The 26,608-nt window shown below is 67.2% G+C and carries 21 protein-coding genes and 2 pseudogenes; 12 read left to right on the plus strand and 11 right to left on the minus strand.

From position 1 onward, the window contains the following. Positions 1–15: 15 nt before the first annotated feature. Both MQE23_RS18840 and MQE23_RS18845 read left to right on the plus strand, forming a co-directional pair. Positions 16–672: a hypothetical protein gene (locus MQE23_RS18840; protein ID WP_243379660.1), complete on the plus strand. Its 657-nt coding sequence runs from the start codon at positions 16–18 to the stop codon at positions 670–672. Continuing rightward, a complete protein-coding gene (locus MQE23_RS18845; protein ID WP_243379661.1) occupies positions 660–1,712 on the plus strand; it encodes a hypothetical protein in 1,053 nt (350 codons plus the stop codon). The genes MQE23_RS18840 and MQE23_RS18845 overlap by 13 nt, the downstream gene beginning before the upstream one ends. A 1,481-nt stretch (positions 1,713–3,193) precedes the next feature. Here the strand turns inward: MQE23_RS18845 and MQE23_RS18850 are convergent. The 5 genes from MQE23_RS18850 to MQE23_RS18870 all read right to left on the minus strand — a co-directional run bounded on the left by MQE23_RS18850 (position 3,194) and on the right by MQE23_RS18870 (position 7,683). Continuing rightward, positions 3,194–4,432, minus strand: coding sequence for a mucin-2 (locus tag MQE23_RS18850; RefSeq protein ID WP_243379662.1), 1,239 nt, complete (start codon positions 4,430–4,432; stop codon positions 3,194–3,196). 101 nt (positions 4,433–4,533) lie between these two features. Beyond that, positions 4,534–5,340 carry a hypothetical protein gene (locus MQE23_RS18855; protein ID WP_243379663.1) on the minus strand — a complete coding sequence of 269 codons (807 nt, stop codon included), beginning with the start codon at positions 5,338–5,340 and terminating at the stop codon, positions 4,534–4,536. A 77-nt stretch (positions 5,341–5,417) separates the two neighbouring features. Further along, positions 5,418–5,999, minus strand: a complete 582-nt coding sequence (locus MQE23_RS18860) for a hypothetical protein (RefSeq protein WP_243379664.1) — start codon at positions 5,997–5,999, stop codon at positions 5,418–5,420. A 540-nt stretch (positions 6,000–6,539) separates the two neighbouring features. Next, positions 6,540–7,118, minus strand: coding sequence for a hypothetical protein (locus MQE23_RS18865; protein WP_243379665.1), 579 nt, complete (start codon positions 7,116–7,118; stop codon positions 6,540–6,542). Positions 7,119–7,164: 46 nt separating this feature from the next. Then, positions 7,165–7,683 carry a hypothetical protein gene (locus MQE23_RS18870; RefSeq protein WP_243379666.1) on the minus strand — a complete coding sequence of 173 codons (519 nt, stop codon included), beginning with the start codon at positions 7,681–7,683 and terminating at the stop codon, positions 7,165–7,167. A gap of 356 nt (positions 7,684–8,039) precedes the next feature. Between MQE23_RS18870 and MQE23_RS18875 the strand changes: the two are divergent. The 5 genes and pseudogenes from MQE23_RS18875 to MQE23_RS18895 form a co-directional block, all read left to right on the plus strand. Then, positions 8,040–8,574, plus strand: a pseudogene (locus MQE23_RS18875) (IS5 family transposase); the annotation flags it as partial. Further along, positions 8,567–8,791 (plus strand): annotated as a pseudogene (locus MQE23_RS18880) (PE-PGRS family protein); the annotation flags it as partial. The pseudogenes MQE23_RS18875 and MQE23_RS18880, both read left to right, overlap by 8 nt. 74 nt (positions 8,792–8,865) lie before the next feature. After that, positions 8,866–9,468, plus strand: a complete 603-nt coding sequence (locus MQE23_RS18885) for a hypothetical protein (protein ID WP_243379667.1) — start codon at positions 8,866–8,868, stop codon at positions 9,466–9,468. A 510-nt stretch (positions 9,469–9,978) separates the two neighbouring features. Next, positions 9,979–10,428, plus strand: coding sequence for a hypothetical protein (locus MQE23_RS18890; RefSeq protein ID WP_243379668.1), 450 nt, complete (start codon positions 9,979–9,981; stop codon positions 10,426–10,428). 174 nt (positions 10,429–10,602) lie between these two features. After that, the gene (locus tag MQE23_RS18895) at positions 10,603–12,039 is read left to right on the plus strand and encodes a PE-PGRS family protein (RefSeq protein WP_243379669.1); all 1,437 of its coding nucleotides are present in this window, start codon (positions 10,603–10,605) and stop codon (positions 12,037–12,039) included. A 538-nt stretch (positions 12,040–12,577) separates the two neighbouring features. Here MQE23_RS18895 and MQE23_RS18900 read toward each other — a convergent pair. Both MQE23_RS18900 and MQE23_RS18905 read right to left on the minus strand, forming a co-directional pair. Continuing rightward, complete coding sequence (locus tag MQE23_RS18900) at positions 12,578–13,417, minus strand: hypothetical protein (RefSeq protein WP_243379670.1); 840 nt, start codon at positions 13,415–13,417, stop codon at positions 12,578–12,580. Between the two features lie 39 nt (positions 13,418–13,456). Next, positions 13,457–13,717, minus strand: coding sequence for a hypothetical protein (locus MQE23_RS18905; protein WP_010043348.1), 261 nt, complete (start codon positions 13,715–13,717; stop codon positions 13,457–13,459). A gap of 205 nt (positions 13,718–13,922) precedes the next feature. Between MQE23_RS18905 and MQE23_RS18910 the strand changes: the two genes are divergently transcribed. Together MQE23_RS18910 and MQE23_RS18915 are read left to right on the plus strand one after the other, a co-directional pair. Then, positions 13,923–14,183, plus strand: coding sequence for a WXG100 family type VII secretion target (locus MQE23_RS18910; protein WP_010043351.1), 261 nt, complete (start codon positions 13,923–13,925; stop codon positions 14,181–14,183). Between the two features lie 197 nt (positions 14,184–14,380). Beyond that, a complete protein-coding gene (locus tag MQE23_RS18915; RefSeq protein ID WP_243379671.1) occupies positions 14,381–15,001 on the plus strand; it encodes a hypothetical protein in 621 nt (206 codons plus the stop codon). Between the two features lie 67 nt (positions 15,002–15,068). On the opposite strand, the gene MQE23_RS18920 is transcribed toward MQE23_RS18915, so the two are convergent. After that, positions 15,069–19,550, minus strand: a complete 4,482-nt coding sequence (locus MQE23_RS18920) for an FtsK/SpoIIIE domain-containing protein (protein ID WP_243382677.1) — start codon at positions 19,548–19,550, stop codon at positions 15,069–15,071. A gap of 98 nt (positions 19,551–19,648) precedes the next feature. Beyond that, positions 19,649–21,991: a serine/threonine-protein kinase gene (locus tag MQE23_RS18925; RefSeq protein ID WP_243379672.1), complete on the minus strand. Its 2,343-nt coding sequence runs from the start codon at positions 21,989–21,991 to the stop codon at positions 19,649–19,651. 108 nt (positions 21,992–22,099) lie between these two features. Between MQE23_RS18925 and MQE23_RS18930 the strand changes: the two genes are divergently transcribed. After that, entirely contained in the window at positions 22,100–22,765 is a 666-nt protein-coding gene (locus MQE23_RS18930) for a hypothetical protein (RefSeq protein ID WP_243379673.1), read from the plus strand. Here the strand turns inward: MQE23_RS18930 and MQE23_RS18935 are convergent. Both MQE23_RS18935 and MQE23_RS18940 read right to left on the minus strand, forming a co-directional pair. After that, the gene (locus MQE23_RS18935; RefSeq protein WP_243379674.1) at positions 22,680–24,512 is read right to left on the minus strand and encodes a serine/threonine-protein kinase; all 1,833 of its coding nucleotides are present in this window, start codon (positions 24,510–24,512) and stop codon (positions 22,680–22,682) included. The two genes, MQE23_RS18930 and MQE23_RS18935, sit on opposite strands and share 86 nt — an antisense overlap. A 93-nt stretch (positions 24,513–24,605) precedes the next feature. Then, on the minus strand, positions 24,606–25,454 hold the full coding sequence (locus MQE23_RS18940; protein ID WP_020270611.1) for a menaquinone biosynthesis protein: 849 nt from the start codon (positions 25,452–25,454) through the stop codon (positions 24,606–24,608). A gap of 319 nt (positions 25,455–25,773) precedes the next feature. On the opposite strand from MQE23_RS18940, the gene MQE23_RS18945 reads away from it, so the two are divergent. After that, positions 25,774–25,977 carry a cold-shock protein gene (locus MQE23_RS18945; RefSeq protein WP_003992177.1) on the plus strand — a complete coding sequence of 68 codons (204 nt, stop codon included), beginning with the start codon at positions 25,774–25,776 and terminating at the stop codon, positions 25,975–25,977. 131 nt (positions 25,978–26,108) lie between these two features. Continuing rightward, the gene (locus MQE23_RS18950) at positions 26,109–26,354 is read left to right on the plus strand and encodes a hypothetical protein (RefSeq protein ID WP_020270612.1); all 246 of its coding nucleotides are present in this window, start codon (positions 26,109–26,111) and stop codon (positions 26,352–26,354) included. The last annotated feature ends 254 nt before the right edge of the window (positions 26,355–26,608 follow it).

Raw genomic sequence — 26,608 nt, forward strand, 5'->3', positions numbered from 1 at the left:
CACCGGGGAGCCATCTTGAAACGCCGTCCTCTGTCCGCCGCTGCCGCGCTCACGGCGACCGCTGCCTTGCTCCTAGCGGGCTGTGGCAGCGGCACCGACTCGTCGAAGGGCAACGACAAGATCACGGGTGCAGATCAGGGCAGGACGAACGACACGTCCTCACCAAGCGGCAGTGCGTCCGGTGCGGCAAAGCGTCCGAAGATCACGCTGCCGAGCGATGTCAAGAACGTCTTCGAGAACTGGAAGACCGGAGACGCGACCAAAGACGCGCTCCTCGGGGACGTCAAGGAACGGATCAACGCGACCGACGCCGCCATCGTGGCTGCGAACCCCGGCTCCGAGGCCCTCAAGTTCTACTACAAGGGCGAGGCCCTCTCCGGCGCAGCCGAGTGGATCCAAGGGTACGTGGACGACGGCAAGTCGATCACGGGGACCGTGCGCTTCTACAATCCAGATCTTCTAATGGTCGACAAAGACACGGCCGCCCTCGCTTACTGTGCTGACGAGAGCAAGGCATTTGATAAGGACCGCAAGAGCGACAAGGCCGAGAAGGACCCCGTGACCAGGGACTCCTACGTGGCATACAACACGCGCGTCCAGAGGACGGAGCAGGGTGTCTGGCAGACCACAAGCCTCCTCTCGGACAGGGGGAACGCGAAGTGCACATCGTGAGGTCTCGGAGGACCTGGCTCCTGGCGGGAGTGACAGCTGTGGCCTTGGCTCTGACCTCAGGTACCGCGTTCGCGGGGCGGGGAGATGGCCGTGCGCAAGGGAGTAATCCTGCCGAAACGAGCGGCACCCGGTCAGGCAAGTACCTGTCTTCGGTGGTCCGCTTCTCTGGCAACACGGTCAGTAGCGGCGACACCGGCACCCAAAAGGTCCTGCCAGTGGGTGACTGGAGCCCGCCTGCTTGCTGGTACGAGCCCCGCACGGCGCAGGAGTTCTCCAAGTACGTCGAAGACAACTACAACGACACCATCAACACTCCAGGGCAGCACAGCTACGCCAAGGCGCTTGTCGGCCAGTTCCGAAACCGGTACAAGGACGGGAAGTACAAGAACTACAACCTCGACAAAGCAGACGAGGGCAGCTGGTGGGTAGCTGTGCGCGACGAAGACCGCTGGATGGAACCAGAGGCACAGGTCTGCGACAGGGACCCGTTCTGGGTGGAGACCGGCGCCACCCCCGACGTCCCCAACGCCGTCACCCCGCAAGTCCTCGCCGAACTCGCCTACAACCGCATCCAGCTGCCGTCGACCGAAGTAGCCCTCGCCCCAGAGGCGGTCACCAAGGTCAACCTCCCGACCTGGGCCTGGCTGGACAAAGCCAGGTTCAAGGAGGTATCCGTAACTGCGGCGCTCAACGTGGGCGGCCTCAACATCCAGGCGACCACCACTGCCAAGCCGGTCTCGCTCAGACTGGAGCCCGGTACGCCCGACGCCGAGACCTATCCCGCCTCCAGCGAGTGCACGATCAACGACGACGGCTCGATCGGCGAGCCGTACGGCAAGGGCAAGGCCGACCAGAACCCGCCTTGCGGCATCAGGTACCTCCGCTCCTCCGGCGACGGCACCTTCAACCTCCAGGCCACCGTCACCTGGGAGATTACCTGGACCGGCACGGGCAACCCCAACCCGACGCAGCTCCCCAACGGCACCTTCGGGAACGAGCAGAAGGTCACCGTTCAGGAGATCCAGTCCGTCAACAGGTGATGGGGCCGAATAGGAGACAGAAGGCGTGGAAGGCACACCCCACCCCCCGACGACGTAATGCGGCTGCCCCTCCGCTGCGGTACGAGCGGCATTGGGGCAGTCGGGGTACGAGCGGCAAGAAGCCCGAGAGCGGTGCTGACCGACGATGGGCGGGACCGCGGGTTCGGCGATCGGCGACAGGTAGCGGGCCCACTATGTAGCCGCTACGAGCTTGTGCTCCCTGGGACTGCTCTCCAGCCGGGCATTCAATATAAATTAAGGAAATCCGTTTCCAGGCAATGAAGGGCGCGGCCAAGGTTATGCAATACGAAGAAAAGACGCCAAAAACATGGTCCGGGATATGCATCATCTCCTATCTGGCCGGCATGGGTTACATGGCACTAGACACGATTCCCGATGAGACCGGTCTCTGGCTCGGCCTGTGCGCATTGTTCCTCTTGGTTCTACTGCCCTGTCTGGCTGTTCCGGCCTCCAAATTTATCTACAACCGAATTCAGATAGGTACACAGACGCTCCGAGTGGGTCGAGAGTGCATTGCACTCGCCGACATCGACCCCAATTCCATACGAGAGGCCTCCCAAGCGGTGCTTCCCACCGCAGCCCATCGGTACACCGAATCAATAAACGGGATTAACGCATCCGGACAAGGACAACACGGGAATGGACCAAGCAATCCCCGGCTTGTGGGTGGCGGTTGGGGTGTTCCCATGGGTATGGACAGTGTCGTGATCCGCACTCGGAATGGCGAGCAGCTCCGCTTCGCCACACGTGATCGCGTGGCCTTTCTCACCGCACTACTCCAGGCAGTGACCGCCCATAACGAAACGCGTCGTCCGTAGGTGCTGATCAGAACCTCAAAAGGGCTTTAGCGGACATCGCGTTGGCCGAGAACTGGGTACCGCGTGCAGTGGACGACCACGGTGCGGCCCTTCTCCGCCCCAGGTACGGCCCGACCTGATTGGAACGTATGCCGGGTTGGCCAGCCGGACGCGGACCGCTTCCGTGTCCTGCTCGACCACCCGCCTATCCGTGGCACGCGTCCACAGTTGCCCAGCCTGGTCCACGCGCAGGAGCGGTGATCTAGTACGGCCTGCCGGATCCTGCCGCTCGGCCTCATCGAGAACCTCATGTTCGCCGACCCGGCGCCCGCGTAGCTGGGCGCCAGCGCCTCCCGCCCGCCCTGCCAGTCACTCGCCCACCACTTGTCGACGGCCTTGAGAGAGACCTGGAGGACTGCCCTGCCGCGCAACATCCTCGCGAGGCCAGCCCGCCACCGCCCGTATCCGAAGGGCCTCCTACGCAGGCGGCAATTGCCGTGCGTTCCCCCGGCAGTGCACTCACCCAGGGATCAAGCCCTGCCTCTTAATCTCCAGTTTGGCCTTCACCACTCAACAGCTCACAGGATGGGGGTCCGGTAAGCGCCGCAGCTGGAAAAACGATATTTGCGGCTGTCTCCTGCCCTACACCTCTCGAGGGCAAAATCAGTCAAAGGGATTGAGTGCACTGCCCAACTCCTTCGCCCCATCGACGAGCTTCCCCGCCCCCTCGCCGATTTTCTTCCCTGCCCAGGCTCCGGCGTCCGCGACCTTTCCAGGGAACTCTTTGACGGTTTCCCAGTTGTCGACGATGGACGCAACACCGTAAACCGCGCCTGTGACAACTGCCGCACCAAACGTCACGGGATTGGGCGCGACCATGGCGGCAGTGAGCGAGGCATTGAAGGCCACACCCGACACCTTGGCAACGTATCCCGCCTTGTCTCGCTTGAAGGCCTTGGCAGGGTTTCCCTCCTGAAAGACGTCAACCGCCCCGATGCCCGTGGCCAGGACGCTGCCGCCGATGCCTGTCGCACGCCAGAATCCGGCGGTACGCAGTGCGCCCCCCGCCCCGGAGGCGAACGCCCCCAGTCGGCTCGCCCCGGCGACCCGCGAGGCCGCGCCCATGTTCTTCCCGACCCTGAGGAGGTTCGCTTCCCAGGCGTGCAGGCGCCCGCCGTGTAGTTGGGCGAGTGTGTCAGATCCGGTGAGGATCTTGAGGACGACGGGGGGCGTGTTCCGGCCGATCTGCGCACCGAGCAACCTTATTCGGGCCGGGAGGAGTTTGGATCCCTGGCCCTTGAGGATCTGGGCGAGTGTCGTCCCTGGCGCCTTCATCAAGTCGCCGTGCTTGAAACGCTTGTACAGCTTCCACGTTCCCAGGGCTGCCGTCGAGAAGGCGCCCGGAACGGTCGAGACGAGGGCCGTCAGGTCGATGTAGTCGCTGACGACCTCGCCGAGGTTCTTATTGCCGCTGATCTTGCCTACAGCGTCACCCGGGATACGTTGCAGCCAATCCTGGTACGTCTCGCCCGGCTTGCGTTGCAGCCAGGCGGCATCAAACTTGTCACCATTCGCGATAGCGGCGTTCGCGATGAGCATGGCGTCAGGCGGGAGTTCCCCAGACTTGAGATCCTCTGGCCGGAATCCCGCGTACAGCGCAGCCGCCCTGGGGTCCCCGTTCTCGGCCCGCAGAATGGCCGCCCGCCGGCGTAGGTCGACTGCCGTGTCGTCGGTCCACGACCTCAGCGGTTTGATGGGACCCAGCTTGTCCCCTACCCCAAGTCGAGAAGCCCGGCTGAAGGCCTCGTCCAGCTTGTCCCGCAGATTGCCTCTGCCATCGAGTAGCTTGGCCAAGTGCTCCATGTCCTCGGGATTGGCCATGCGCTTGGAACTGTCGCTCATTCTTCCCCGTCATGTGCTGCGCTATGTGGTTAGGCCGGTGCCGCTAAGCGAAAGGCTCGAACGCCACGGACTGCTTCAGAAACGCCGAGGCGTGCGCCGGGCTAGGACATGGCCTGGGAATGCTGTGCGGAGGCGAGCTGCGCCCCGTCCGGAAGTAGATCCGTGATCATCTGCCATAGTTCTTTGGCCGAGGTACGCCGAACCCGCAGTTCACTGCTCGCGTCCACCTGGCGCTCGATGATGGGCTCGGCAGGCAACTCCCGCAGCCAGTACCCCTCGATTCCGCAGTCCCACACTACGAGGGCCCGTACTGCCAGGCCGCTGCCCTTCGTTTCAGCCCCCCGCCAGGCCATGGTGATACGCCACATGCAGTTCAGCTGGGCCAGCACCTCGGCCAGCCGCACCGGGGCGTCCACTGCTCGGGCCACAGCCTCCGGCTCTTCGAACTGCCCCGCCTCCATACGCTCGACCACACGATCGAACGTGCTCATCGTCGACGTAATCACTTCACCGGAGTCCCCCTCTTCGGTGAAGTCCCGGTGCAGATCGACCATCCGGGCCAGCGCCCACACCAGCGTTTCGGGCTCTGCGGGAACGTACTCCGACTCGGCGTCACCAGGCCAGTTCTCGTGCGTGTAAATGAAATCGTCCCCGATGACGGCTCCACTCTGGGTGACACCCTGCGGCCCGGTCATCTCGACTCGGGCGATGAGCCGGGGCTCCATGAGCGTCGCAACGATCGGATAGAGATCGGCCGAGATCTTGTCCTCGGCGTCGAGCATCCCTGCCTCTCGCAACTCGGCCCGTACCTGCAGCAGCTCGTCGGGGATCTGCTCTTCTTCCACAAGAAATCCCAGCACGCTGACATGGGAATCGGTCAGCCGAAATCGGCGCCGGGCCGCATCCATGGAAGGCATTCTGTTGTGTCCCCCTGAAGTCATGAAGTCAGAGATAATTGAAGAATCAGAGATCGTTTGACGGGTGATCATAGAGAGCTGAACCGGTTGAGGAAACGTCCGGGCAGCGACACGAGCGCACCGCGCGTCGTGAGGTTCCGCGTGTAGACGCCCTCAAGGACGAGAGCGAGACTGATGTCCAGGGCATCCGCCTCGCCCAGGCATGTCCCAGAAAGGGTGCGTGGGTTACTCCAGCTTGAACGCCTCATGTGCACGGCGGCACCTGAGCGCACCAGTTCGTGGCTGCGCTTGCCGCCCCGCTCGGCGTAGGTGTACTCACGCCCCTTGACCAAGATCCGCAGAGCACGCCCCCTGCGGCCGGGCCACCACACGTTCCTGGAGAGCTCCGCTGGATCCCAATCGACTCGCAGCTCCCCACTGGCCAGCAGGGGGCGACGGAGATAGCGCAGCCCGAGATATGTGGTGAGCGGCAAGTTCTGCCCGCTCGCGGCCACCTCGCAATATTCCGACGGGTAGTCGCTGTACTCCGTAGGGAAGGCCAGCTCGATACGCCCGAGTCCCTCCACGTGCCCCACCCACGAGTAGGTATCGCCATGAGGACCCTTGCCGGATGACGCAGCACGCTGCAGCTCGAACGACACCCCGCTCATACGCTTGACGCCTTCCCCTCATCCATCAGTCCGGTCACTTCCATGCCCACCAGATCTATACGGCCACAGACAGGCGCGACATCAGGCACTTGAGAACAGCGTCTCACCCAGCCCAGCAAGCCGCACAGCGCAACTGGCCTGCCACGTCAAGGCACGCAAAGCAAAGGCAATCGAACCACATGGCAGGCTGGCCGGGGGCACACAGCACACATCGTTGCATGCGGGCAAACAGCAAAAAGGTCAATTGCCCTATCCACCTCAAAGCATCATGCAAGCTGACATCTGCGGCGTCGGCGGCGAGAGAGGCCCTCCAGAAGCAGCTGCATGTGGCGAGAGAGAGTGACGGCTCATGGAAATTCCGACCATCTGCTCCTACCAGATGGTCCTGAATCCGCAGGACGAGGAAGTCAAGGCCGCGGTGGCGGCAGCCCCGACTCGCTCAAGCCGGAACCGACCCCGCGTGCTGTCATACGAGGGCATTGGGTGTCGCTTTCGTCAGCGGAAACGTTTGGCGGTGATGGCTCAGGGAATACATGCGGGTCACTGAAATACGTCCAGCCACTGCAGCGACCTGGCGAAGAAGGCGCGGACGGCCCCTGCTCTGGTGAGATTTCGAGTGTTGACGCCGCACATCACGGCGGCCAAGGCGAGGTCGGTGGCGTCGGCCGGGCCCAGGACGGTGAACGTGGCCTTTTTCCGTGCACCGCTGCCGTGGCGACGGATCCGGACCTCCACACCGTTCCGGATCAAGGCCCGGTCGCCGTGCCGTGCGCTGGTCGCGAGGTAGCGATACTCCCGCCCGGCCACCTGCATCCGCAGCGCACGACCGGCTCTGGTCTGTGCCCATCGGTTGCGCTTGAGCCGGACTCCGGCCCCGCCGACACTTAGCTCCGCTATGTAAAGCGAGGGCTTTCGTCCGTAGGCCCAGCCCATGAAGGAGGTGACGGGCACCGCGTCACCCCTGACCTCAGTGACATGACGGTCGCCGCGCCGGCTCGACGGATAGACCACCTCGATCCTGCCGAACCCCCCTACTGTGCCCCGATACCCGAACTTCCAGGTCAACCGATGACCTGAACGGTCCTCCCAGTGGTCGAGCGTATACGTGTGCTGCTCCATGGTTCCTTCCCTCGCGCCGCCCGGCGCGGATGTGCCACAGTCGGCTTCAGTCGAACGGATTGAGGGCGCTCCCGATCTTCTTGGCACCGTCGGAGATGGCCTCGCCAGCCTTCACCGCCTTGTCACCGACCCAGTCGGCGGCCTCCTCCGCACCCTCGACGTTTTTGTCCCCGTTGTCCCACGGCAGAGTTCCTGCATAAGCAACTCCAGTGCCGACGGCCAGACCGACGGTGACAGGGCTGGGGGCAACCATAGCGAGGGTGAGCGAGGCGTTGAACGCCGTACCTGTCCAGTTGGAAAGGTACTTGGCTTTGTCCTCTTTCCACGCCTTGCCGTGATCCATGGTCGCCGGGTTGGCCGCACCCCAGGCGGTAGCACCGACAGAACCGACAATGCCTACGCCGCGCATCCACCCGGCGGTCTTGGCCGCGTTGGCGAGACCGCCGCGTTGCGCGACGCGGAGCAGGTTGGCCTCGGTGGAAGTGGGCATATAGAAGGCGCCGTTGCGCATGTACCCGGCGAGCATCGCCGCCTCATCGGAGCCGGCGATCACACTGGTCAGCACCCGGGTCCGCCAACTCCTGGCCCTGGGAATCCGAGACAGCTTGTCCCAGTGGCCGTTGATCAGGCGGGAAGTGAGGGTGCACGGGACTTGAGCACTGGGGACGTTTTGAGGTACTTGATGAGCGATGTGCCGCCCGCCAGCGCTGTGGTCGACGAGGTGAAGAACGCCGGCAGGTTGGCGGCCCCTCGATGTATGTCGCGACGGTCTTGCCGAGCTTCTCGTTGCCTGTGAGCTGGGTGACAGCATCGCCCTGCACCCCGACAAGCCAGTCGTCGAGGGTATCGCCGTCCTTCTTCTATAACCAGTCCTCGTCGAGATCGCTGTCGGACCGGTTGCATTGGCGACCAACACGATGTCTGGTGGCAGGTCCTTGTTCTTCAGGTACTCAGGGGTACGGCGAGCCGCTGCTGCCGCAGCGCGAGCGGCGCTTCAGGTACCCGGGCCGCAAGCCGCTGCCGGACCGGGATGTGCTGTGCGGGATCCTCTACGTACTGCACACCGGGATCCAGTGTGAGTACATGCCGAAGCAACTCGGTTTCGGCTCGGGCATGACGTGCTGGCGACGGCTGCGGGACTGGAACGAGGCCGGCGTGTGGCAGCGGCTGCACGAGGTACTGCTCGCCGAGCTGAACGCGGCGGCGAAGCTCGACTGGTCCCGCTGCGTGGTCGACTCCTCGCACGTCAGGGCATTAAAGGGGGATCCACACGGGCCCCTCGCCGGTCGACCGGCGCCGGGCCGGCTCGAAACATCACCTGATCACCGACGGGCACGGCACCCCGCTCGCGGTCCTGGTGACGGGTGGCAACCGCAATGACGTCACCCAGCTGCTGCCGTTGCTCGACGCGACCCCACCGGTCCGTGGCCGGGTCGGCCGTCCCCGCCGCAAGCCGGACCGCGGCGATGGTCGCACCCAATCCGGTCACGGTCGGTCTCGCCGTAGGGACCGGCATCGTCTACGGAGGACTGAAGGTCGTCGAGCACTGGGACGACATCACGGAAGGTGCCGGCAAGGCAGCCGACTGGGTGGGCGACAAGGCGAGCGACATCGGGAACGACATCGCCGACGGCGCCAAGAAGCTGGGCAGTGCACTCAACCCGTTCGACTAGCAACAACGGGGGCCGCAGGGCAGCGAGATTCAGAGCTCCAGAAAAACGTCCGCATGAAATGAGCAGGTGTCGTCATGGAAACGAGTAGTGATTCCCTGAAGTTCGATCTGACGCCGTACAGAATCAGCTCCAAGAAAGAGCTGCCCAAGGCCGGAATCAAGGGAGAGGTGGAGCACTTCGGATCCTTCACAGTGGAGCGCTGCCCGCTCTATCGGCCGCTCGAAAAGGGAATGGACACCGCTCGGCTGAGCGGTCCCGCCTTCCCGGAGACAACCTTCCGCGGGAAGCGCAGGTCGGGACAGCCTTCGCTGTTCAAGGCCGAGCTCACCCTTGACGGCAGGCACGCGGAGCTGCGGTTCAACGCGCGGGCCCTGCGAAAGGAAGACCGGGCGTTGCGCATCGCATACGAGGGCCGGGAGTACGTCTACTCCGTGGAGGGCCTGGGCGCGGCGAATGTTCTGGAGAGAGAGGGTGTTCGGGTCGCCATCGAGCCCGGTCAGTACATCCCGTCTGCCGGGACCGTCCGGGCGGGCACAGCCACCGGCCCGGTCGACGCCGTGGACCTGGCGATCGCCATCGTGCTGGAGGAGGTGGACACCGATGTCCTCACCCTGGGCGGCGCCGTGATGTCGTCCCCATTCGCCCTGATGCAAAGATTCTCGGACACGGCGGAGTAGCGAACGCTCAAATCAGAGGGGGACCGGCGGAATCGGCGCGAGTTGTTCGGGAATCAAGGTGGCCGGTTAAGAGGACCTACGGACAGGTGACGCGACTGAGCTCGCGGGCGTCTTGTCCAAGGTATCCGAGTTGTCCGACGACGTCATACGGATGAAGCGGACAAGCGCGTAGCGCACTGGAGTGCGCAGCTCGACCTCAGCCTCCGGATGCCCGGCCGTCCGCGACCTCACCGGCTGGGGTTATGGTCGGAACCCATCCCCGCAGTGACCCGGAGAGGCACCGTGTTCGGCAAGAACAGGCACGTAGACGAACCTCCTATTCACGTCGTCCCTTGGACGGACGTCTGGGAATTCGTGATCACCGACGAGGAACGGCCTGCCACAGATCAGCGCAAGCGTGCCGCGCTCGGCGTCCGTGCCTTCAGGGTTCCGCAGGGCTCAGGTGTCCAACGCGTCAACGCCCCCTGTGCCTTCTTTCCGCCGCAGTCGTCGGCTGCGGACGATCGGCGCTTGTACGAGGACGCGGAAGGCGGCAGGCTGCTCTGCTCCATCGACGAGCCGCAGGACGTGGAGGGCCAGCGTCACTACGCGGTGCGTGACGTGCAAGGGCAGGTCATCGGGACGATTCAGCGCATCGCTCCGCTGAAGCACGCCTTGAAGCCGACCTGGCGCATCGCCCAGCCAGGGCACCCCGAGATCGTGACCAGCGCGGAGTGGGCAAAGGGTGGCCCCAAGGAGATGGTCCAGCGCGGCGCGGGCAAGATGCTGCTGGGCGTGGTCCAAGCCGTCGCCGACATGGGGGCGGAGGGCGGTGACCAGCCGGCCAAGTCGCGGGTCCTCGAGTGGAAGGCCGGCGACGAACTCGTCCTGACCTCCGAGGGCGACCGTAGGTTCCTACTCCGGGCCGCGTGGCTGGACCGGCGCCTCGTCTTCGCATATGCGCTCCTGCGTACCATCTGAGCACAGCCGAAGAGCGTGCCGAGTCAAGGCTTCTCTTAAGAGCGCGTTTGCATACAGTAAAGAGATGGTGATCAAACGATCTTACGGGAAACCTCTTCCCTATCCTGGAGCAGCGACTCCACAGCCTTGACCGGCTGGTTCCGGGACACACGCTCTGGGGAATGAAACGTGGGCATGAGGACGGTCAATCCGGACGACCTGGACCAGCTCGCGAAGCTGCTCGACGGGCGCGGCGGGGTGCAGGACCGACTGGATGAAGCATTCACCAGAGCCTCGAGGCTGGGCGTCACGAGCAAGTTGACTGCGCTCAAGCCGCTGCGCGGCTGGGCCAAGGACACGGCACCGGATTTGCGCAAGCGGGCCGTCTTCGCCCGGTTGGAAAGCGGTGACCCCCAAGCCGGACTCATGTGGGCCGGGTTCAGCCCCAAAGAGATCGAGAAGTACAAGAGCGAGGGGCTCGGCCCCGACGCTCTCCTCCTGGCCAACTCCGTCGCGGCCAGCGACGATCCGAACGCCTACAAGTTCAAGCGACAGCCCGACGAGTCGCTGGCGGACTGGATCCAGCGGCTGGAGGCTCACGCCATAGCTCAGATCCCCGGGCTGCAGCCGCACGAAGAGACGATCGCCTCCATGATCGGTCTGTACGGCGACTGGGGCTCCGTGACCGCTGCCACGGCCGTCGTCACGCTCCAGGGCACGTCACTGACCAAGGTGCTGCTGGGTAACTCTCTGAAGGCGGGCGCCCTTCGGACCTGGAAGACGCGGCTCGGCGTGGTCCTGCGCGGCTCCGAGAGCGGACTCATACGGTCCGCTGGGAACGGCCTGATCAAGTGGACACCCAAGCTGCGTTCACTGAGTGCGCCGGGCAGTTGGCTGCCCGGTCAGCTCGGCTCGCTCTTCGGCCGTAGCACCACCTATCAGAGCCTCTCCCGTATCCCCCTCACCAGCGGCATTCGCGGAGACCTGATCGGGCAGGGCTACAACTGGGTGCGCGCCACGCCCTTGATGAATACGCTTCGCGCCAACGGCGTCATCGACTTCCTGGTCGGCTCCGACCAGGCGGCCAGGATGTACGGCGGTTTCACACACTCCGGTCAGGCTGTCGCCCGCGCGGGTAACGCGAGCCTGATCAAGGTGTTCACCAAGGCCGCGAACAGCCAGCGGTTCGCCAACTCCGTGGCGGAGGCCACGAATGCCGCACGAGGCGCAGGGGCCCTGCGCACCGGCCTCGGCGCCGCTGCCAAGACCGCCGGGTTCCTGCGCGGCGCCGGCATCGTGGGCGGTGTCATGTCGACCGGCTTCAGTGCCGCCAACGTCATTTCTCAGGGCAACCCCGTCGACGCCTTCAAGAGGAAGGGTGCCGCATACGTCGCCGACGTTGCCGAGGTCGGCTTCAACGCCTCTCTCACGGCGGCCATGGTCGCCCCGAACCCGGTCACGATCGGCCTCGCGGTGGGGACGGGTCTCATCTACGGCGGCGCGAAGGTCGTCCAGCACTGGGACGACATCAAGGAGGGCGCAGGCAAGGCGGCCGGCTGGGTCGGTGACAAGGCGAAAGACCTGGGGAAGAGTATCGCCAAGTCCAAGGCGAATCCGATGAACTGGTTCTGACTTCCGCTCAGGGGCTGAGGGCTAAGCCCGCAGCCCCCCGCCGCCGAAGCCGTCCGTACAGTACAAAAGTTTCTGTCGCGGTGAGCAACCCTGCGGACGTCCAGACCAGGTATGGCGCCACGCCGTTGACGTGACTGCCCAGCCGTGGCTTCAGCCAGCCCTCCGGATCGACCACCAGAGTCACGTTCTGCCCTTCCCTGAGGTCGCCGTCACAGCCGTCGGGGTCGTCCACCTCGCAGGCGTCGGACTTGTCGGTATCAGTTGTCACGACCCCGGCCCCACAAAGAGCATGAAGGCAAACCCGGAGACTGCTACGCACGCACCCGGTCCGGCACCACACATGGCCCAGGCAACTACCAGCGAGAGCATGGCCAGGATCGCGCCCGCCAACATCAGTGGGCCTTGGTGCTGAGCCAGCCACGCTTACCCGGTCAGCGCCAGGGGCAGAAAGACGAGGACCCCCAGCGTGCCGAGCCGACGCCGCAGTTCCTGTCGGCTCGCACGCGGATACACCTCGGTCGTGTCCGAGACTCCGGTCTCACTCGCCCGCGATCAGCAGTTCTTCCTTGTCCGGCAACAGATCCGTCAGTTTCTCCCACACCTCGGCGGAGTCGGACTTCACCAGAACGAGCGCGCTGTCCGGGCCGACTTGGCCCGGCATGATGGGTTCTTCGGGCTGCTCGCGGATCCAGTAGCCGAGGGGGCCGCAGTCCCAGACGGCCAGGGCGCGGACCATGGTGGAGCGCTGGCCCTCGTGTTCGCCGTCCCAGGCGGTGGTGATGCGCCAAGTGGCGTTCAAGGAGACGACCAAATCCAGGAGTTGGCCCAGGACCGGGTCCTTGAGCTTGGTGTCCGCCTCGCTGAGTGCCTTGCGAACGAGGTCGCGGGTCGTGTCCTCGTCGGCGCCGGACTCTTCCAGAGTGACGAACGCGGCGTCCAGAGCACCCATGGTCGTCTCGACTCGTACTTCGGGAGCGCCTTCCACCGGCTTGTCCCCGCGATGCAGGTTGACCTTGCGGGCCAGTTCCCACACGAGGGTGTTCGGCTCGATGGAGACGTACTCGGACTCTTCCTCGCCCGGCCAGCCGTCGTGTGAGATCACGGCCTCCTGGCCCACGACCACACCGTGGTTGACCACGCCGTGCTCGCCCGTGATCTCCACCTGGATCATGACCATCGGGTCGGCCAGGGCGCCGAGCGGCTCGCGGAGAACCGGAGCCAGTTCTCCCTCCTCGCCTACCAGGCCGATGCGCTGGAGCTCGACCAGTGACTCCCACAGCTCCTCAGGCGGCGTCTCACCGTCCAAGAGGTGTGCGAACACAGCGATGTGGCGGTCGGCCAGCCGGAAACGGGCCCGGGAGCTGTCGTACGAGGGCACTGGTACAGGTTCCTCTCGCCGTAGCGGGGGCAGCGCCCGCTACTTCTTCTCGTCCTTCAGGTCCTTGGCGTCCTGCGCGCACTTGTGCGCTTCGTCGCGCAGCGCCTTGGCGACCGTGCCGCACGTGGTCTGCCAGCCCTTGAGCCGCCCGCGCACGTCGTCCGCGTTGGGGCCCGACCAGGTCTTCATCCCGATGGTGCTGTGCTTCTTGGCGGCATCGACAAGTGAGTCGATGTGGTCGGCCAGCGACCTCAGCTGGCTGGCCCGCTGGTTGAGTTCCTGAATGTCAGGATTTGCCATAGCAGCCTCCCCCGCTGTCCCTGGAGCCTCAGCATACTGGGGCTCCGTGTAGACCTTCGTCGGGCTCCCGGCCCAGGCCAACACCACTCGTTCACACGAAGCTCCCATCTCCCAAGGCGCTGGACTGCAACTACGTCTGGTGCGGTAGCGTCCCTTGTTGCAAACGGATAGTCCGTTTACCTAACGTGACACGGGGAGGATCGCCATGGATCGCGGTGCAGATCTCACTCAGCTTCGGGAGCTGTCAAAGCTCTTCGGCAAGAAGGCCACCGACCTTCAGGGCCTCATCAAGGCTCTGGAGACGGCCACCAGCCGGAGCTCGGGTTACTGGAAGGGCCCCAAGGCCGACCGCTTCCGGAACGACTGGCACGACGTGAAGCCGACGTTCGACAAGTGGGTCGACACGCTGAACGAAGCCAGCAAGTCGGCCAACACCAGCGCCGACAACATCGAGCGCGCCACCTGAGCCGACGCGGCCGCGCCGATGCCACAGCCTGCCGGGGCATTCCTTCGAGGTCATCAAACCTCGTACGGGGTGCCCCCGGCGGCGTTTTAGCAGGGCACACGGACTCGATAAGAAGGCCGCGCTCTTCTGTGGCCGGTTCACGAAGGACCCGACAGCCGCATTCAACCGGGCACTGATGCAGAGCCTTGGGGCCAACGATGAAGAAGAAGCAGCAGCAGCGCCGTCCTGCAGACAACTATCGGCTACCCCCTAGGGCAGAACGCGCACGGCAGGCTGCCGCCAGAGTGGCACAATTCAAGCCACGGCCACCGCTCCCAGGATTGCGTGTTATCTGGGCTTGCATCGGCTTGTGCGCGTCGTTTGTCGGGATGGCTCTTTTCTTCTGGCTTCCGTCGCGCTCCTTGGTTGAGGATCTGCGCTCCCATGGCGTCACCGTGGCCGCCACGGTCATTGACGTCGACACCAAGCCCAAGTACGTCAAAATCCGTCTCGTTCAGGGCCCTGAGAAAGGTACCGCGGTCGAGCTCTCTGAGATCGCCGGGATGCTTCCCGACGCACATACCGGTGATTCGATGCTGGTGACCTACGATCCCAAGGATCCGTCGCGCATTCTTGCCCGCAGTTGGGTGACGGCTCCCCCCGCTGACCTGCCGACGTACGGCACAGCGGCTCTCGCTGCCTTCTTCCTATCCGGATCGGTCGCCTTGACGCTCCGCCGCCGTTGGATCCTCCGAACCTGGCCTCCGGACTCCTTGGTTCCCGATCCAGCGCAGCCGCAAGAGCCCGGCTCCAAATCCGTCCGTCTCACCAAGCCGTAACCGCGGAACCAACACAGCGGACCCCGTCTGCAAAGGCAGGGCCCGCTGTGTCGTCATTGGCCCTCGGTCAGCCGTTCATCACTGCCTGAACCGGTACGAACGCCCCGCCAGTCACGAACAACCCGCTGCCGGCTGCCCCGCCACCGCTGTTCGCAGGCAGCCGGATGCCGAACAGTTCGCCGTCCGACGTGCTTTGCGGCGTCAGCAACATGCCGTTGCGGGACTTGCGGGCCTCAACTGCGAAGCCCCGGTACTGGCCGGACAGTGAGTCCGTCGTGCCGGCGGCGAGCAGGCCCACACCGCCGTCGGCTCCCTGACGGATGACCCCTTCCAGCGGCTCGTCCAGTGGCGCGTCATAGAGGAGTTCGGCGTCGTCGACCACGACGACGTACGGTCGCCCGTCGAGTTGGTCCTGGAGATCTTCCAGGTCGTCACCCGAGCTTTCCGCGTTGAGCACGCCGAGTACCCCTTCTCGACCCTCGAGCTCCCGCAGCGGGGACCGGCGAGGTGTCACGACCACCAGAGGAGTGCCTGCTCGCAGAAGGGACTCGGCGGCGGACAGCAGTGCAGTCGAACGGCCGGACTTCGGTGGTCCGGCAATGACAAAGCCGGGTCCGTTCTCCTCCAAGTCGATGCCGATGGGGTGGAGTTCGTCGCCTCCCACGGCGACCAGCGCCCACAACGGCGACGGCGGCACGAAGTCCGGGTCCAGGGCCATCGCCTCCGACGCTGTGATGCGCGTCGGCAGAGCGTCGACGCGCAGGGGGCGGCGGCCCGCCGGGACTCGGCCGTAGCGCGTTCGCGCCTCCTCCGCGATCTCGCGGAGGGCGCGGACCTGGGCCTGGCCGGCCGGATCCGGCGCCAGCAGACCGATCTGTGTCTCGTCCACGCCCGTGTCCGTGATACGCAGGGCGCGCCCGGGCGGCATGTTCTTCGGAACCTCGCGGGCGTGGAGACCGGCCGTTGAATAGTCGTTCGGGTCGGCGAAGCGCATGACGAGTCGGTCGGCGAAGGCCGAGGAGACGTGACCGCTCAGACCACTGCGGTCGGCCGTCATGACGACCTTCAGGCCCGCTGCGGATCCCTCACGGAAGAGTCTCTGGGCCGCTTCCAGCAACTGGCCGTAGTTGTAGTTCTCGAAGGTCGACGCGAAACCTTCCCAACTGTCCAGGAGCAGAACCATCCAGGGCAGGCGCTCCTCCGGGGAAGCTCCCGCGCGCTGCTCCGCCGCGCTCGACGCGCCCTCCATCGCCAGTAGTTGCTGACGGCGGGCGATCTCCACCTGGAGGCGCTGGATCAGCCTGCGGACCCGGTCCGGCTCATCGCGTGTCACGACGGCGCCGACGTGCGGCATACGCACCAGGGGCAGTAGAGCGTTGGAGCCGCAGTCGATGGCATAGACGTGCACGTCGTGCGGGGATGTGTTGCGGGCCAGTGAGCCGGCGAGCGTGCGCAGTGCCGTCGAGCGTCCGGAACGAGCGCCACCGAGCAGCAGGGTGTGCTCACCGTGCACCAGGTCCAAGGACACCGGCATGCGGGTCTGCTTCGCCGGCAGGTCGATCAGGCCGTACGGGATGGGAGCCACGTCGTCGCCAGGGATGGTGGCCGGTGCGCCACCGTAAGTGGACAGTTCGTCCAGCGTGACGGACTCCGCCAGCGGCGGAAGCCACGGGCTGCGCTGTTCGCCGAAGCCCATCCGCTCCGCACCGTTGCGCACCGCGTCCACGAGGACGGCCAGGTCGGTGACCATCGTGCCGTCGTCCTCGGCCTCTTCCCGCTTGGGCAGCGGGCGAGCGTAGGCGTTCCAGGGCAAGGGCACAAGCGTGGCCTTCGGCCCCGTCTGCCCCGTGGCCGGGCGACGGCCACCGATACGGGCCGACTGCACACCGACGAGTGACTGGGCGCCGGAACGGACGTACATACGACCTGGCGTCGACTTCGAGATCGCGCCCGAGTCCGGTGCATCGATGACGTCCATCGACTCGGCGGCGTCCGTCACCCGGAGGGCGATGCGGAGGTTGGTGTTGGCCCGGATGTCGGCGCTCACCACACCCGCGGGACGCTGCGTCGCGAGAATCAGGTGCACGCCGAGAGAGCGGCCTCGGCGTGCGATGTCGACCAGTCCCGCGATGAAGTCGGGCAATTCCGCGACCAGGGACGCGAACTCGTCGATGACCAGGACGAGCCGGGGCATCGGCTCCAGTTCGGGGCGGAGCTTGCGGGTGTCGTTGTAGTCCTCGATGTCCTTGGCGGCGGCGTCGAAGAGAATCCGCTCCCGGCGATGCAGCTCGGCGGCGAGCGAGGCAAGGGCCCGCTCGGTCAAGTGGGCGTCGAGGTCGCTGACCATGCCGACGGTGTGCGGCAGGCGAGCGCAGTCCATGAAGGCGCTGCCGCCCTTGTAGTCGATGAGGACGTAGTTCAGGGCGTCGGGGCGATTCGCCACCGCCAGCGAGGCGATGATCGTCTGCAAGAGCTCGGACTTACCGGCACCCGTCGTACCGGCGACCAGGGCATGCGGCCCATCGCGGCGGATGTCCAGGACGAATACGCCATCGGCGGCGATTCCAATGGGTGCGGACGTCGTCGAACCACCGGCCTGCCAGATGCGCTCCACGTCGACGCCCGCCGGGTTGGGCATGTTCAGCAGGTTCAGCAGTCGGGCCGAGGTGGGCAGTGCGGAATTCGCGTCGTCACGACTGACATCCCGGATGGGGGCGAGAGACCGGGCCAGGAGTTCGCACCATTCGTAAGGCACCTGGTCGGCGAGGACGTCACCGACGGCCTCCAGGCCGTAACCGCGCACCCGGACGTGGTGGGCCGCGTCGGGCGACCACGCCACGACGGCCTTGCACTCCTCGGGAAGCAGCCGCTCGTCCTCGTCGATGCAGAGGGCGAAGATCCCGTACTGCGGGCCCTCGGCCAGGAGTTGGGGAACGCCGGGTACGCGCCGCAGCAACCGTGCCCCGTCGAGTATCAGGAGCACGTTGGCGTCCGGATACAGCTGGCCTGTCATGTTGTGCTGCTCGCGGGCCGCCTTGCGTCGAGCCAGCTCGTTCAGAAGTTCGTTGACTCGGCGGCTGATGCCCTCCGAGTCGAAGCCGACCAGAGCGACGCAGTCCTGTCCCTCGTCGGGGTTGGTGTGGGGCAGCCAGTGTGCCCAGTGCCACTCGGCGCCGGCGGCGGGTGTCGCAGCCAGCGACACCAGTGACAGGTCTCGGGGGCTGTGCAGCACGGCGGCCTGCACGCTCAGCCAGCGCGCAGTGGCGAGGGCGCGGGCGCGGTCCCCCGCGATACCGACCACGCCGAGCCGGGCAAAGGGCAGGGTGACCGGGACATCCGGCAGGAGCGGGGGCTCCGGGGGCTCCTCGTCGTGCGACGAGCCGCCGCGTGCGAAAACGAGTTCCACGTCGGACGGCAGAGCGCCGACCCCGATACGCAGTTGCATCGCGTCCGGGTCGGTGAGGCGGCGCTCCCACAGACGGCGGCGGGGGCCGGTCGCGTAGAGGAGGACCTCGGCCGGGTCGGGGTTGTCCTCGCGCCGGGCGCGCTGTTCTTCCTTGCTGAGGGTGACGAGTTCGGCCTCATAGGCCGCGAGGTCCTTCTTGTACTGCTTGAGGGACGTCTTGTGCTTCTTCTTGCCCTCGCGGTTCTCACTGATCCACTGGCCCAGCATCATGAGCGGGCTCATCAGGCAGAACAGCAGCATGTAGATCTGCTTGGTGAAGAGGTACATGGCCAGCCCGAACAGCATGGGCATGAACGCCATGATGAACTGGAAACGCGCGCGGTCCCCCTTCGTGGGGGGCACCGGCACGGCCAGCCTCCGCCGAGGCCGCAACGGCGAAAGGCGAGGAGGGCGGTTGTAGGCGAGGCCGCCCTCGCTCATCGGAGCCAAGTGCGCGTCCGGCTCGACCACCTTGTCGAGTACGAGCAGCGTGTCACCGACCCGTACGACACCGCCGAGCGGCCAAGGAGTCCCGGCCGTCACCGGATCGTCGTTCAGCCGGATGTCGGCGCCGGCCTCCGGTGCGAGCACGACGTTGCCCTGGAGGTCGACCGTCAGCCGGAGGGCGATCGGCGGCAGCGAGACATCCGGCAAGGGCAACGAACAGGTGGGTGCCGATCCCGCGGTGGCCGCGCCGACACCCAGCCGGACCACCCGTCCGGAACCGGGACCACCGGTTACCCGCAACTCGTACTGTCCTACGGGCTCACCCTTGCGCAGCAACGGGCCTATCGAGCTGTCGACGGAGACGCGCATGCCGTCCCGCAGGACTCCGGCCGCCGGTGCCTCCGGATCACACAGCACACCATCGGCCCACAGCGCCGGCGCTCCGGTCACCGCCGTCCCGTAGCCAGGCAGCGAAGCCAGTGAGGTGCCGGGCATGGCCACGACGTTCCCTGTCCCACCGCCATGCGGTGCGACGCTCTGTCCGACGGCCTGCGCCAGTACCTCCGCGACATCGCCTGCCGTGGCGGTGTCGTCGGCGGTGACGACGACGTCCTCCGGCTCACCGCCTTCGCGTACGACCGTGACCAGCATCTGCATGGTGGTCATCCTCCCCGTCGGCCCCTGCGGCCACGTTCGTTAACTTCAGCTAACGGAGACTATGGCAGTCCCCGGCCTCGCTCCCCAGCGCCCCGGCGTCAGACTGCCGGCATCGCGTAGATCTCCGGCCCGTTCGTCACCAACAGCCGGTTTCCGGCATGGGCTATCTGCCACGGGGCGCCGGAGTCCTTGTCGTCGGTCCAGGTCCAGCGCACCTTGCCGGTCTTGGCAGCAAGGGCGATGACACCCCCCGACAGGGGTCCGGAGGCGCAGTACAGCGTCGTGCCGACCCTCACGAAGGTCTCCGGCCCGCCACGGTCCTGGTCCTCACACAGCCAGAGCCGCTGCACGCTCTTGACGTCGACGGCCCATACGCCGCGGTCGTAGTCGCTGACATAGAGCACGCCGTCGATGACGGCAGGGTTGTTGAAGCCGCGGCGTCCCTTGGGTGAGAGCGTCCACCGTGTGCTGCCTGTCTCCGCGTCGACCGCCGTGAGCTTCTCGCCGGGCAGAAAGACGAGGCCGTTCGCGACCGTCGGCTGCCAGGCCCAGTCGTCGCCGATCTTCTGGGTCCACAGCTGGTCACCGGTCGCGGTGTCGCGCACGGTGAGGTTGTAGTTGGAGTCCGTGTAGACGAGGTGCTTGCCGGAGACGGTGCCCTGCACGTCGTAATCCTTCGTGCCCCAGTCGCGGTGCTGCAGCCACACCTTTCCACCGGTGCTGTGACTGACCGCGGCGACCGCAGTGCGGTACTCGGTGGCGCTCGCGGCCCGGGAGTAGTCGGTCACCGTGACGTACACGTTCTTGTCGTCGATGGCGATGGTGCCCTCGATGCCGAGTTGCTTGCCGAGGCGGCTGCGCCACACCTCCTCGCCGGTCTTCACATCCCGCGCGACGAGGACTCCCTCGGCGCCGCCATCGGTCAGGAACACCTTGCCGTCACGGAACAGTAGCTGGGAGCCGGGGGCACAGATGTCAGGCTTCGACCAGCGGGCCTTTCCGGTCTTCACGTCGTACGCCACCAGGGGATCGCCGCTGACCAGGAGCAGGCCGTCATGGATGAGGAGCGGTACGTCCGTGGTGGTGCTGTCCTCCGCCGCCTGCTCGTGCCACAGAGGTTGGGGGGCGACTCCGGCCGGCGGGGTGGTGAAGTTCTCCTCGACTGGTTGCGCGGAACCGCCGACGCCACTCCTGCCGGTCGCCGTGCCGGAGGGGTCACCGTCCCGGCCGAGCCACCAAGCGACGGCTCCGCCCGTCACAGCCACAGCGCCGGCACCGCCGAGCGCAAGACCGAGGACGCGGCGGCGGGAGGGAGCGGTGGCGAGGACTGGCGCGGTGCTCCCGTGTCCCGGGGTCTGCGCGTCACCCGGCGGTGTGGCGTAGCCGGGCATCGGGGTGCTGTAGGCAGCCGCAGGGGTGCCGCCATGTCCAGAGGCCGACGGGTACCCGTACCCCGGCGTCGGTGTGCTCGCCGACGCCGCCGTCCCACCCGTCATCGCCGGTGCGGGCCCGAAGGACGCAGCGACCGGGGTCTGAGGCTGCTGCGGTGCCTCCAAGTCCAGTATTCCGGCCGCATGCGTGGCGATCGTCGATGCCACCGCCGACGGCAGCCAGTCGCTGAGGACACCCTCGACGCCCTGTGGTGCGAGTGCCGCCACGATTTCCGACGGCGCCGGTCGATGCGCCGGGTCCTTCGCGAGACATGCGCGTACGAGGCCCAGCAGTTGCTGCGGTACGCCCTCCAGATCGGGCTCGCCATGCACAACCTGGTAGAGCAACGAGGCGTGCGAGACGGCTCCGTGACCGAACGTGCCCCTGCCTGTCGCCGCAAACGCGAGCACGGCACCCAGCGAGAAAACATCACCCGCCGGGCCGACATCCTTACCGAGCGCCTGCTCCGGTGACATGTAACCGGGTGAGCCGACCACGACTCCCGTCTGTGTCATACGGTTTCCGTCCACCGCACGCGCGATACCGAAGTCGATGACGCGCGGGCCATCTGCCGCCAGCAGGACGTTCGACGGCTTGAGGTCCCGGTGGATCAACCCCGCCGCGTGCACCTCCTGGAGGGCAGCGGCGAGGCCTGCGGCCAGTGCCCGCACGGTCCGCTCCGGCAAGGCACCGTGCGCGGCGACCACATCCGTGAGATCCGGACCGAGCACGTACGACGTCGCCAGCCACGGCAGCGGCGCGTCAGGGTCGGCGTCCACGACAGGGGCGGTGAAGCGGCCGGAGACTGCCTTGGCTATCTCGACCTCGTGCCGGAAGCGGCCGCGGAAGTCGCCATCCGCTGCCAGATCCGGACGTACGACCTTCACGGCGACGGTACGGCCACCGGGCGAACGGGCCAGGTAGACGCGGCCCATGCCGCCGGCACCGAGTCTTCGCAGGAGACGGTAGGTGCCCAACTCCGTTGGATCGTCCGGTTGCAGCGTCTCCATTTGTGGGCCTTCCCCGTGTCACGCGTTGCGATGTGCTGGGCGCATCTGATGGTGTTCGCTATCGCAGACACAGTAGTGACCGCTTGAGCAGGGTGAGAGTCAGGGGCCATGGGCGGAAGTTCGGCGAAGCCGAAGCGGAGAAAGGCGGCCAAGGCCGCCCTGCGGTACAAGCACCGGCCCGGCCGGCCCGCCGCCGGGCGGCTGAAGAAGCCGGACTGGGGATGTGCCGTGGGTTGTGCGGTGATCCCCGGCGTCTTCGTCCTGCTGACGCCGCTGTACTTCTTCGACATGTACTGGGGGGACGACCTCTGGAGCGGCTTCGCCGCCGCGTGGCCCGGCGGCGCGTATGCCTTCGCCGCCACCGTGGGGGCACTGGTACCGCTGGTCTTCCTCGCCTGGGCCTGGCCCCTGACCCGGATGAACTGGAAGAAGAGCAAGCCGCGTTCGCTGGCCTGGGCTGCCGCCTCGCTGCCCGGGCTGGCGGCGGGGTACCTGGTCGCCGGGGTGATCGTGGGGACCACACGGCCCAAGCGGCGCCGCGACTGGGACTCCGACTGTTACAGCGAGGGCGGGCCCTGCTGGGTGCATGTGCACTACCCGTGGCTGTGGGCCGTCGGTCTCGTCGCCACCCTCGCCGCGGCCGCGCTGCTGATCACCCTGTTCTTCAAGTACGGCGGTCGGTCCTCCGCTACCGCACCTTCGACATCCGAGCCTGAGGACGACCCGAGTCCTCGCTCTCCGACCGGTACTGGAGATCGTCACCCACCGGCGTGAAGCGCACCGTCGTGGGGGCCGGGTTGCAGCCGCTGTGGTTGGTCTTCGCGCCGACCGACGTCGCGACGAGCTCCTTCTTCGTCACCTGCTTCAGGGTCAGTACGTCGACGCAGACGCCGCCGATCTGGTCGGTCTGGCGGAGCCTGCCCAACTCTTCGCCGACGGCGGCCCGTTCGATCGTGATGCGGAATGTGCCGAGGGGCAGTCTGCCGTCGAGGGCGACGCCCTGGCCCTCCCAGGTGCCGAGGTACGCGGCGGGCACCGCGCCGGCGGAGGGGGCGGAGCTCGCGGTCGCCGCCGGGGGCGAGTCGGACCCACTGCCCGAGTCCGCGTCGTCCTGGCCGCCCCGGCCCGGCAGCAGGTCGAAGACGAACACCGAGCCGATCGTCACGGCCGCCATCGCCCCGGCGACCGCCAGTGCCACGGTGCAGCTCAGCCTCCGCACCCGCCCGCCGCCCTCCGGCGTGGACGTCGCCGCCACGGAGAGGGACACCCTGCCGGGGCGCCGGCCGGTGGGCGACGGGGCGGCGGTGTCGTCGTGCGGACCGGCGTCCCGGGGTGCGGGTACGGCGGCCGGTACGGCGGTGGAGGGGGCGGGCGGCGTGGGCATCACCGGCGGCGGTCCGAATGCACCGGGCGTACCTGCCTCCGTCGGCGTCACTGCCTCCGCCGGCGTCACTGCCTCCGCCGGCGTCACTGCCTCCGCCGGCGTCACTGCCTCCGCCGGCGTCACTGCCTCCGCCGGCGTCACTGTCTCCAGCGGCGTCACTGTCTCCAGCGGGGCCACGGACGGGCTGCTGAAACCGACCGGCCCCGAAGGGCCCCCGGCCCCGCCTCCGGTCCCCGGCCCCGTCGCCTCCAGGTTCAGCAGCCGCACGGCGCTCCGGCTCACCTGCTCCACCAGCGCCCCCGGCAGCCACCCGCCCGCCACCAGCCGGGCCGCGCCCTCGGGCGCCAACCGCCGGGCCACCTCGGCGGGGGCGGGCCGCGCGCCCGGGTCCTTCGTCAGGCAGGCCGCCGTGAGCTCCCGCAACTGTCCGTCCAGCCCGCCCAGTTCCGGCTGCTCGTGGACGACCTTGTAGAGCAGGGCCGCCGAGGAGTCCCCGGGGAAGGGCGGTTCGCCGGTCGCCGCGTAGGCCAGGACCGCGCCGAGTGAGAAGACGTCCGCCGCGCCCGTGACGCCCTTGCCGAGGATCTGCTCGGGCGACATGTAGCCGGGCGAGCCGATCGACACGCCCGTGGACGTCAGGGACGCCGTACCGTCCGTGGCCCGCGCGATGCCGAAGTCGATCAGCAGCGGGCCGTCGAGCGTGAGCAGGACGTTCGACGGCTTCACGTCCCGGTGCACCAGGCCCAGCTCGTGCACCGCCGCCAGCGCCTCGGCCAGCCCCGCCCCCAGCACCCGTACGGTGTGGGCCGGCAGCGCGCCGCCCTCGCCGACCGCGGCCGACAGTGAAGGGCCCGCCGCGTACGCCGTCGCCACCCACGGCACGCGCGCGTCCGGGTCCGCGTCCAGGACGGGCGCCGTCCACGCGCCGCCCACCCGGCGCGCGGCCTCGACCTCGCGGCGGAAGCGGGCCCGGAACTCCTCGTCGAGCGCGAAGTGCGGATGGACGATCTTCACCGCGACCGTACGGCCGCCGGCGCTGCGGCCCAGATAGACCCGGCCCATGCCGCCGGAGCCCAGCCGGCCGAGCAGCCGGTAGGGTCCCACGACGGTGGGTTCGTCGACTTCGAGCGGCCGCATGGCGTCACCCCTCCCCCGTAGGCGCCCGCAGGCCCTCGCCGGCCCCCGTACGCGCGCACGTCCCAGCAGCGTAGTGCGGGAGCGCGTGCCCGCTCAGGGGTGGAGCAGGTCCACCTTCACGTCCGCGGGGAAGCCGGTCGTCGGGCCGACCCGGCGGGCGAACTCGGCGACCGCCTCCAGCTGCGGGCCGCCGAAGCGGAAGTCGAGCGTCGTGAAGTAGCGGGCGAGGGTCTCCTCGTCGAAGGCCTCCCAGCGGGCGGCCTGCTCGGCGACCTTGCCGACCTCCTCCAGGGAGAGGTTGCGGGACTCGAGGAAGGCCTCGTGCACCTTGCGTGTGATGACCGGCTCGCGCTCCGCGTAGTCGCGGCGCGCCGCCCAGACCGCGAAGACGAACGGCAGGCCCGTCCACTCCTTCCACAGCGCGCCGAGGTCGTGCACGTCCAGGCCGAAGCGGGGCCCGTCGACCATGTTGGCGCGCAGCGCCGCGTCGCCGATGAGGACGGCGGCCTCGGCCTCCTGCATCATCAGGCTGAGGTCGGGCGGGCAGGTGTAGTAGTCCGGCTGTACGCCGTAGCGCTCGGCGAGGAGCAGCTGGGCGAGGCGGACGGAGGTGCGGGAGGTCGAGCCGAGCGCGACGCGGGCGCCGTCCAGGCGGTCCAGCGGGACCTGCGAGACGATCACGCAGGACATGACCGGGCCGTCGCAGCCGACGGCGATGTCGGGGAAGGCGACGAGGTCGTCGGCGTTCTTGAGGAACTCGACCAGGGTGATCGGACCGATGTCGAGATCGCCCTGCACCAGCTTCTCGCTGAGCTTCTCCGGGGTGTCCTTGGTGAGCTCGAAGTCGAGGAGCGTGCCCGTTCTGGCGAGCCCCCAGTACAGGGGCAGGCAGTTCAGGAACTGGATGTGGCCGACGCGCGGCCGGGTGCGAGGATTGTCCACATCGTGAGGCTAGCCCTCTTGGCGTAGGGGGTAGCGCCCGGCCCCGCCGTGGGCCCGGGACGGGCGGTCGGCGCCTGCACCGCCAGTCGGCGGTGCGGGTTCAAACATTCGGGTGACGTGATCTTGACCCCTATTGCATTCCGGGGCCTGCGTGCTACGCTCGTCGCAAGTTGCAGTTTGGTTTCCCTTGCAGTACAGAGCCTGCGGAGCATGTGACCGCGGGCTCTCGTCATTCTCAGACGTATGCAGTTGTGCAGAATTCATCTTCACACTTGCTGGTTCTGGAGCAGGGCAACCCTTTTGAGCCCAAGGAGGGCTTATGGCTACCGGAACCGTGAAGTGGTTCAACGCCGAAAAGGGCTTTGGTTTCATCGCCCAGGAGGGCGGCGGCCCCGACGTCTTCGTCCACTACTCCGCGATCAACGCGAGCGGCTTCCGCTCTCTCGAGGAGAACCAGCAGGTGTCTTTCGACGTCACGCAGGGCCCGAAGGGTCCGCAGGCTGAGAACGTCACGCCGGTCTGATCAGTAGTACCCAAGGAGCCCCGCGCCGTCAGGCGGCGGGGCTCCTGCCTTTTGTCCCTTACCCCCCGGTGAATTTCCGGCGAATTCTCCACGTGGCCCCTGCTCCTCGTGGCCCCTGAGAGAATGGCCGGATGCAGACAGACCCGCAGCACGAGGGGGGAGACAGCGGCACCCCCGCCGACAAACGCCTGGCCTTTGGCCTGTCCCTCGGCCTGTCCCTCGGCACGGCAGCAGGACTCGCCCTCGGCCTGACCGTCTTCGACAACATCGGTCTGGGCCTGGCTCTGGGCATGGGCTTGGGCACGGCGATCGGCGCGGGGGCCGGGCTCGGGGCACGGCAGGCGGACGAGGACCGGGGAGACGGACCTACGCGGTAGGACGCAGATCGCCTGCCCAGCTCGTCCGCACGCCGGGCCCGGTCCCGTGCCGGGTCCGCCCCGCCGCCGACCGCAGCGCCGCCGGGGCCCGCGCCGCGAGGGGCGCCGGCCGTGACGGGCACGGTGGTCGCGACGAGCACTGGCCGTGTCGGGCACGCCGACGACCACCGGCCATGACCGGTACGCGGGCGGTGTCGGGCACGCCGACGGCGGCGAGCACTGGCCGTGATGGGCACGGTGGCGGCGACGAGCAC

This window comes from Streptomyces sp. HP-A2021 (assembly GCF_022807935.1).
GTDB classification, from domain to species: domain Bacteria; phylum Actinomycetota; class Actinomycetes; order Streptomycetales; family Streptomycetaceae; genus Streptomyces; species Streptomyces afghaniensis.

Excerpts from the sequence above, each read along its gene's own strand:
- MQE23_RS18850 (WP_243379662.1), bottom strand. The coding sequence starts at position 4,432 with ATGAGCGACAGTTCCAAGCGCATGGCCAATCCCGAGGACATGGAGCAC.
- MQE23_RS18855 (WP_243379663.1), bottom strand. The coding sequence starts at position 5,340 with ATGGATGCGGCCCGGCGCCGATTTCGGCTGACCGATTCCCATGTCAGC.
- MQE23_RS18860 (WP_243379664.1), bottom strand. The coding sequence starts at position 5,999 with ATGAGCGGGGTGTCGTTCGAGCTGCAGCGTGCTGCGTCATCCGGCAAG.
- MQE23_RS18865 (WP_243379665.1), bottom strand. The coding sequence starts at position 7,118 with ATGGAGCAGCACACGTATACGCTCGACCACTGGGAGGACCGTTCAGGT.
- MQE23_RS18885 (WP_243379667.1), top strand. The coding sequence starts at position 8,866 with ATGGAAACGAGTAGTGATTCCCTGAAGTTCGATCTGACGCCGTACAGA.
- MQE23_RS18895 (WP_243379669.1), top strand. The coding sequence starts at position 10,603 with ATGAGGACGGTCAATCCGGACGACCTGGACCAGCTCGCGAAGCTGCTC.
- MQE23_RS18905 (WP_010043348.1), bottom strand. The coding sequence starts at position 13,717 with ATGGCAAATCCTGACATTCAGGAACTCAACCAGCGGGCCAGCCAGCTG.
- MQE23_RS18910 (WP_010043351.1), top strand. The coding sequence starts at position 13,923 with ATGGATCGCGGTGCAGATCTCACTCAGCTTCGGGAGCTGTCAAAGCTC.
- MQE23_RS18915 (WP_243379671.1), top strand. The coding sequence starts at position 14,381 with ATGAAGAAGAAGCAGCAGCAGCGCCGTCCTGCAGACAACTATCGGCTA.
- MQE23_RS18920 (WP_243382677.1), bottom strand. The coding sequence starts at position 19,550 with ATGCAGATGCTGGTCACGGTCGTACGCGAAGGCGGTGAGCCGGAGGAC.
- MQE23_RS18925 (WP_243379672.1), bottom strand. The coding sequence starts at position 21,991 with ATGGAGACGCTGCAACCGGACGATCCAACGGAGTTGGGCACCTACCGT.
- MQE23_RS18930 (WP_243379673.1), top strand. The coding sequence starts at position 22,100 with ATGGGCGGAAGTTCGGCGAAGCCGAAGCGGAGAAAGGCGGCCAAGGCC.
- MQE23_RS18935 (WP_243379674.1), bottom strand. The coding sequence starts at position 24,512 with ATGCGGCCGCTCGAAGTCGACGAACCCACCGTCGTGGGACCCTACCGG.
- MQE23_RS18945 (WP_003992177.1), top strand. The coding sequence starts at position 25,774 with ATGGCTACCGGAACCGTGAAGTGGTTCAACGCCGAAAAGGGCTTTGGT.
- MQE23_RS18950 (WP_020270612.1), top strand. The coding sequence starts at position 26,109 with ATGCAGACAGACCCGCAGCACGAGGGGGGAGACAGCGGCACCCCCGCC.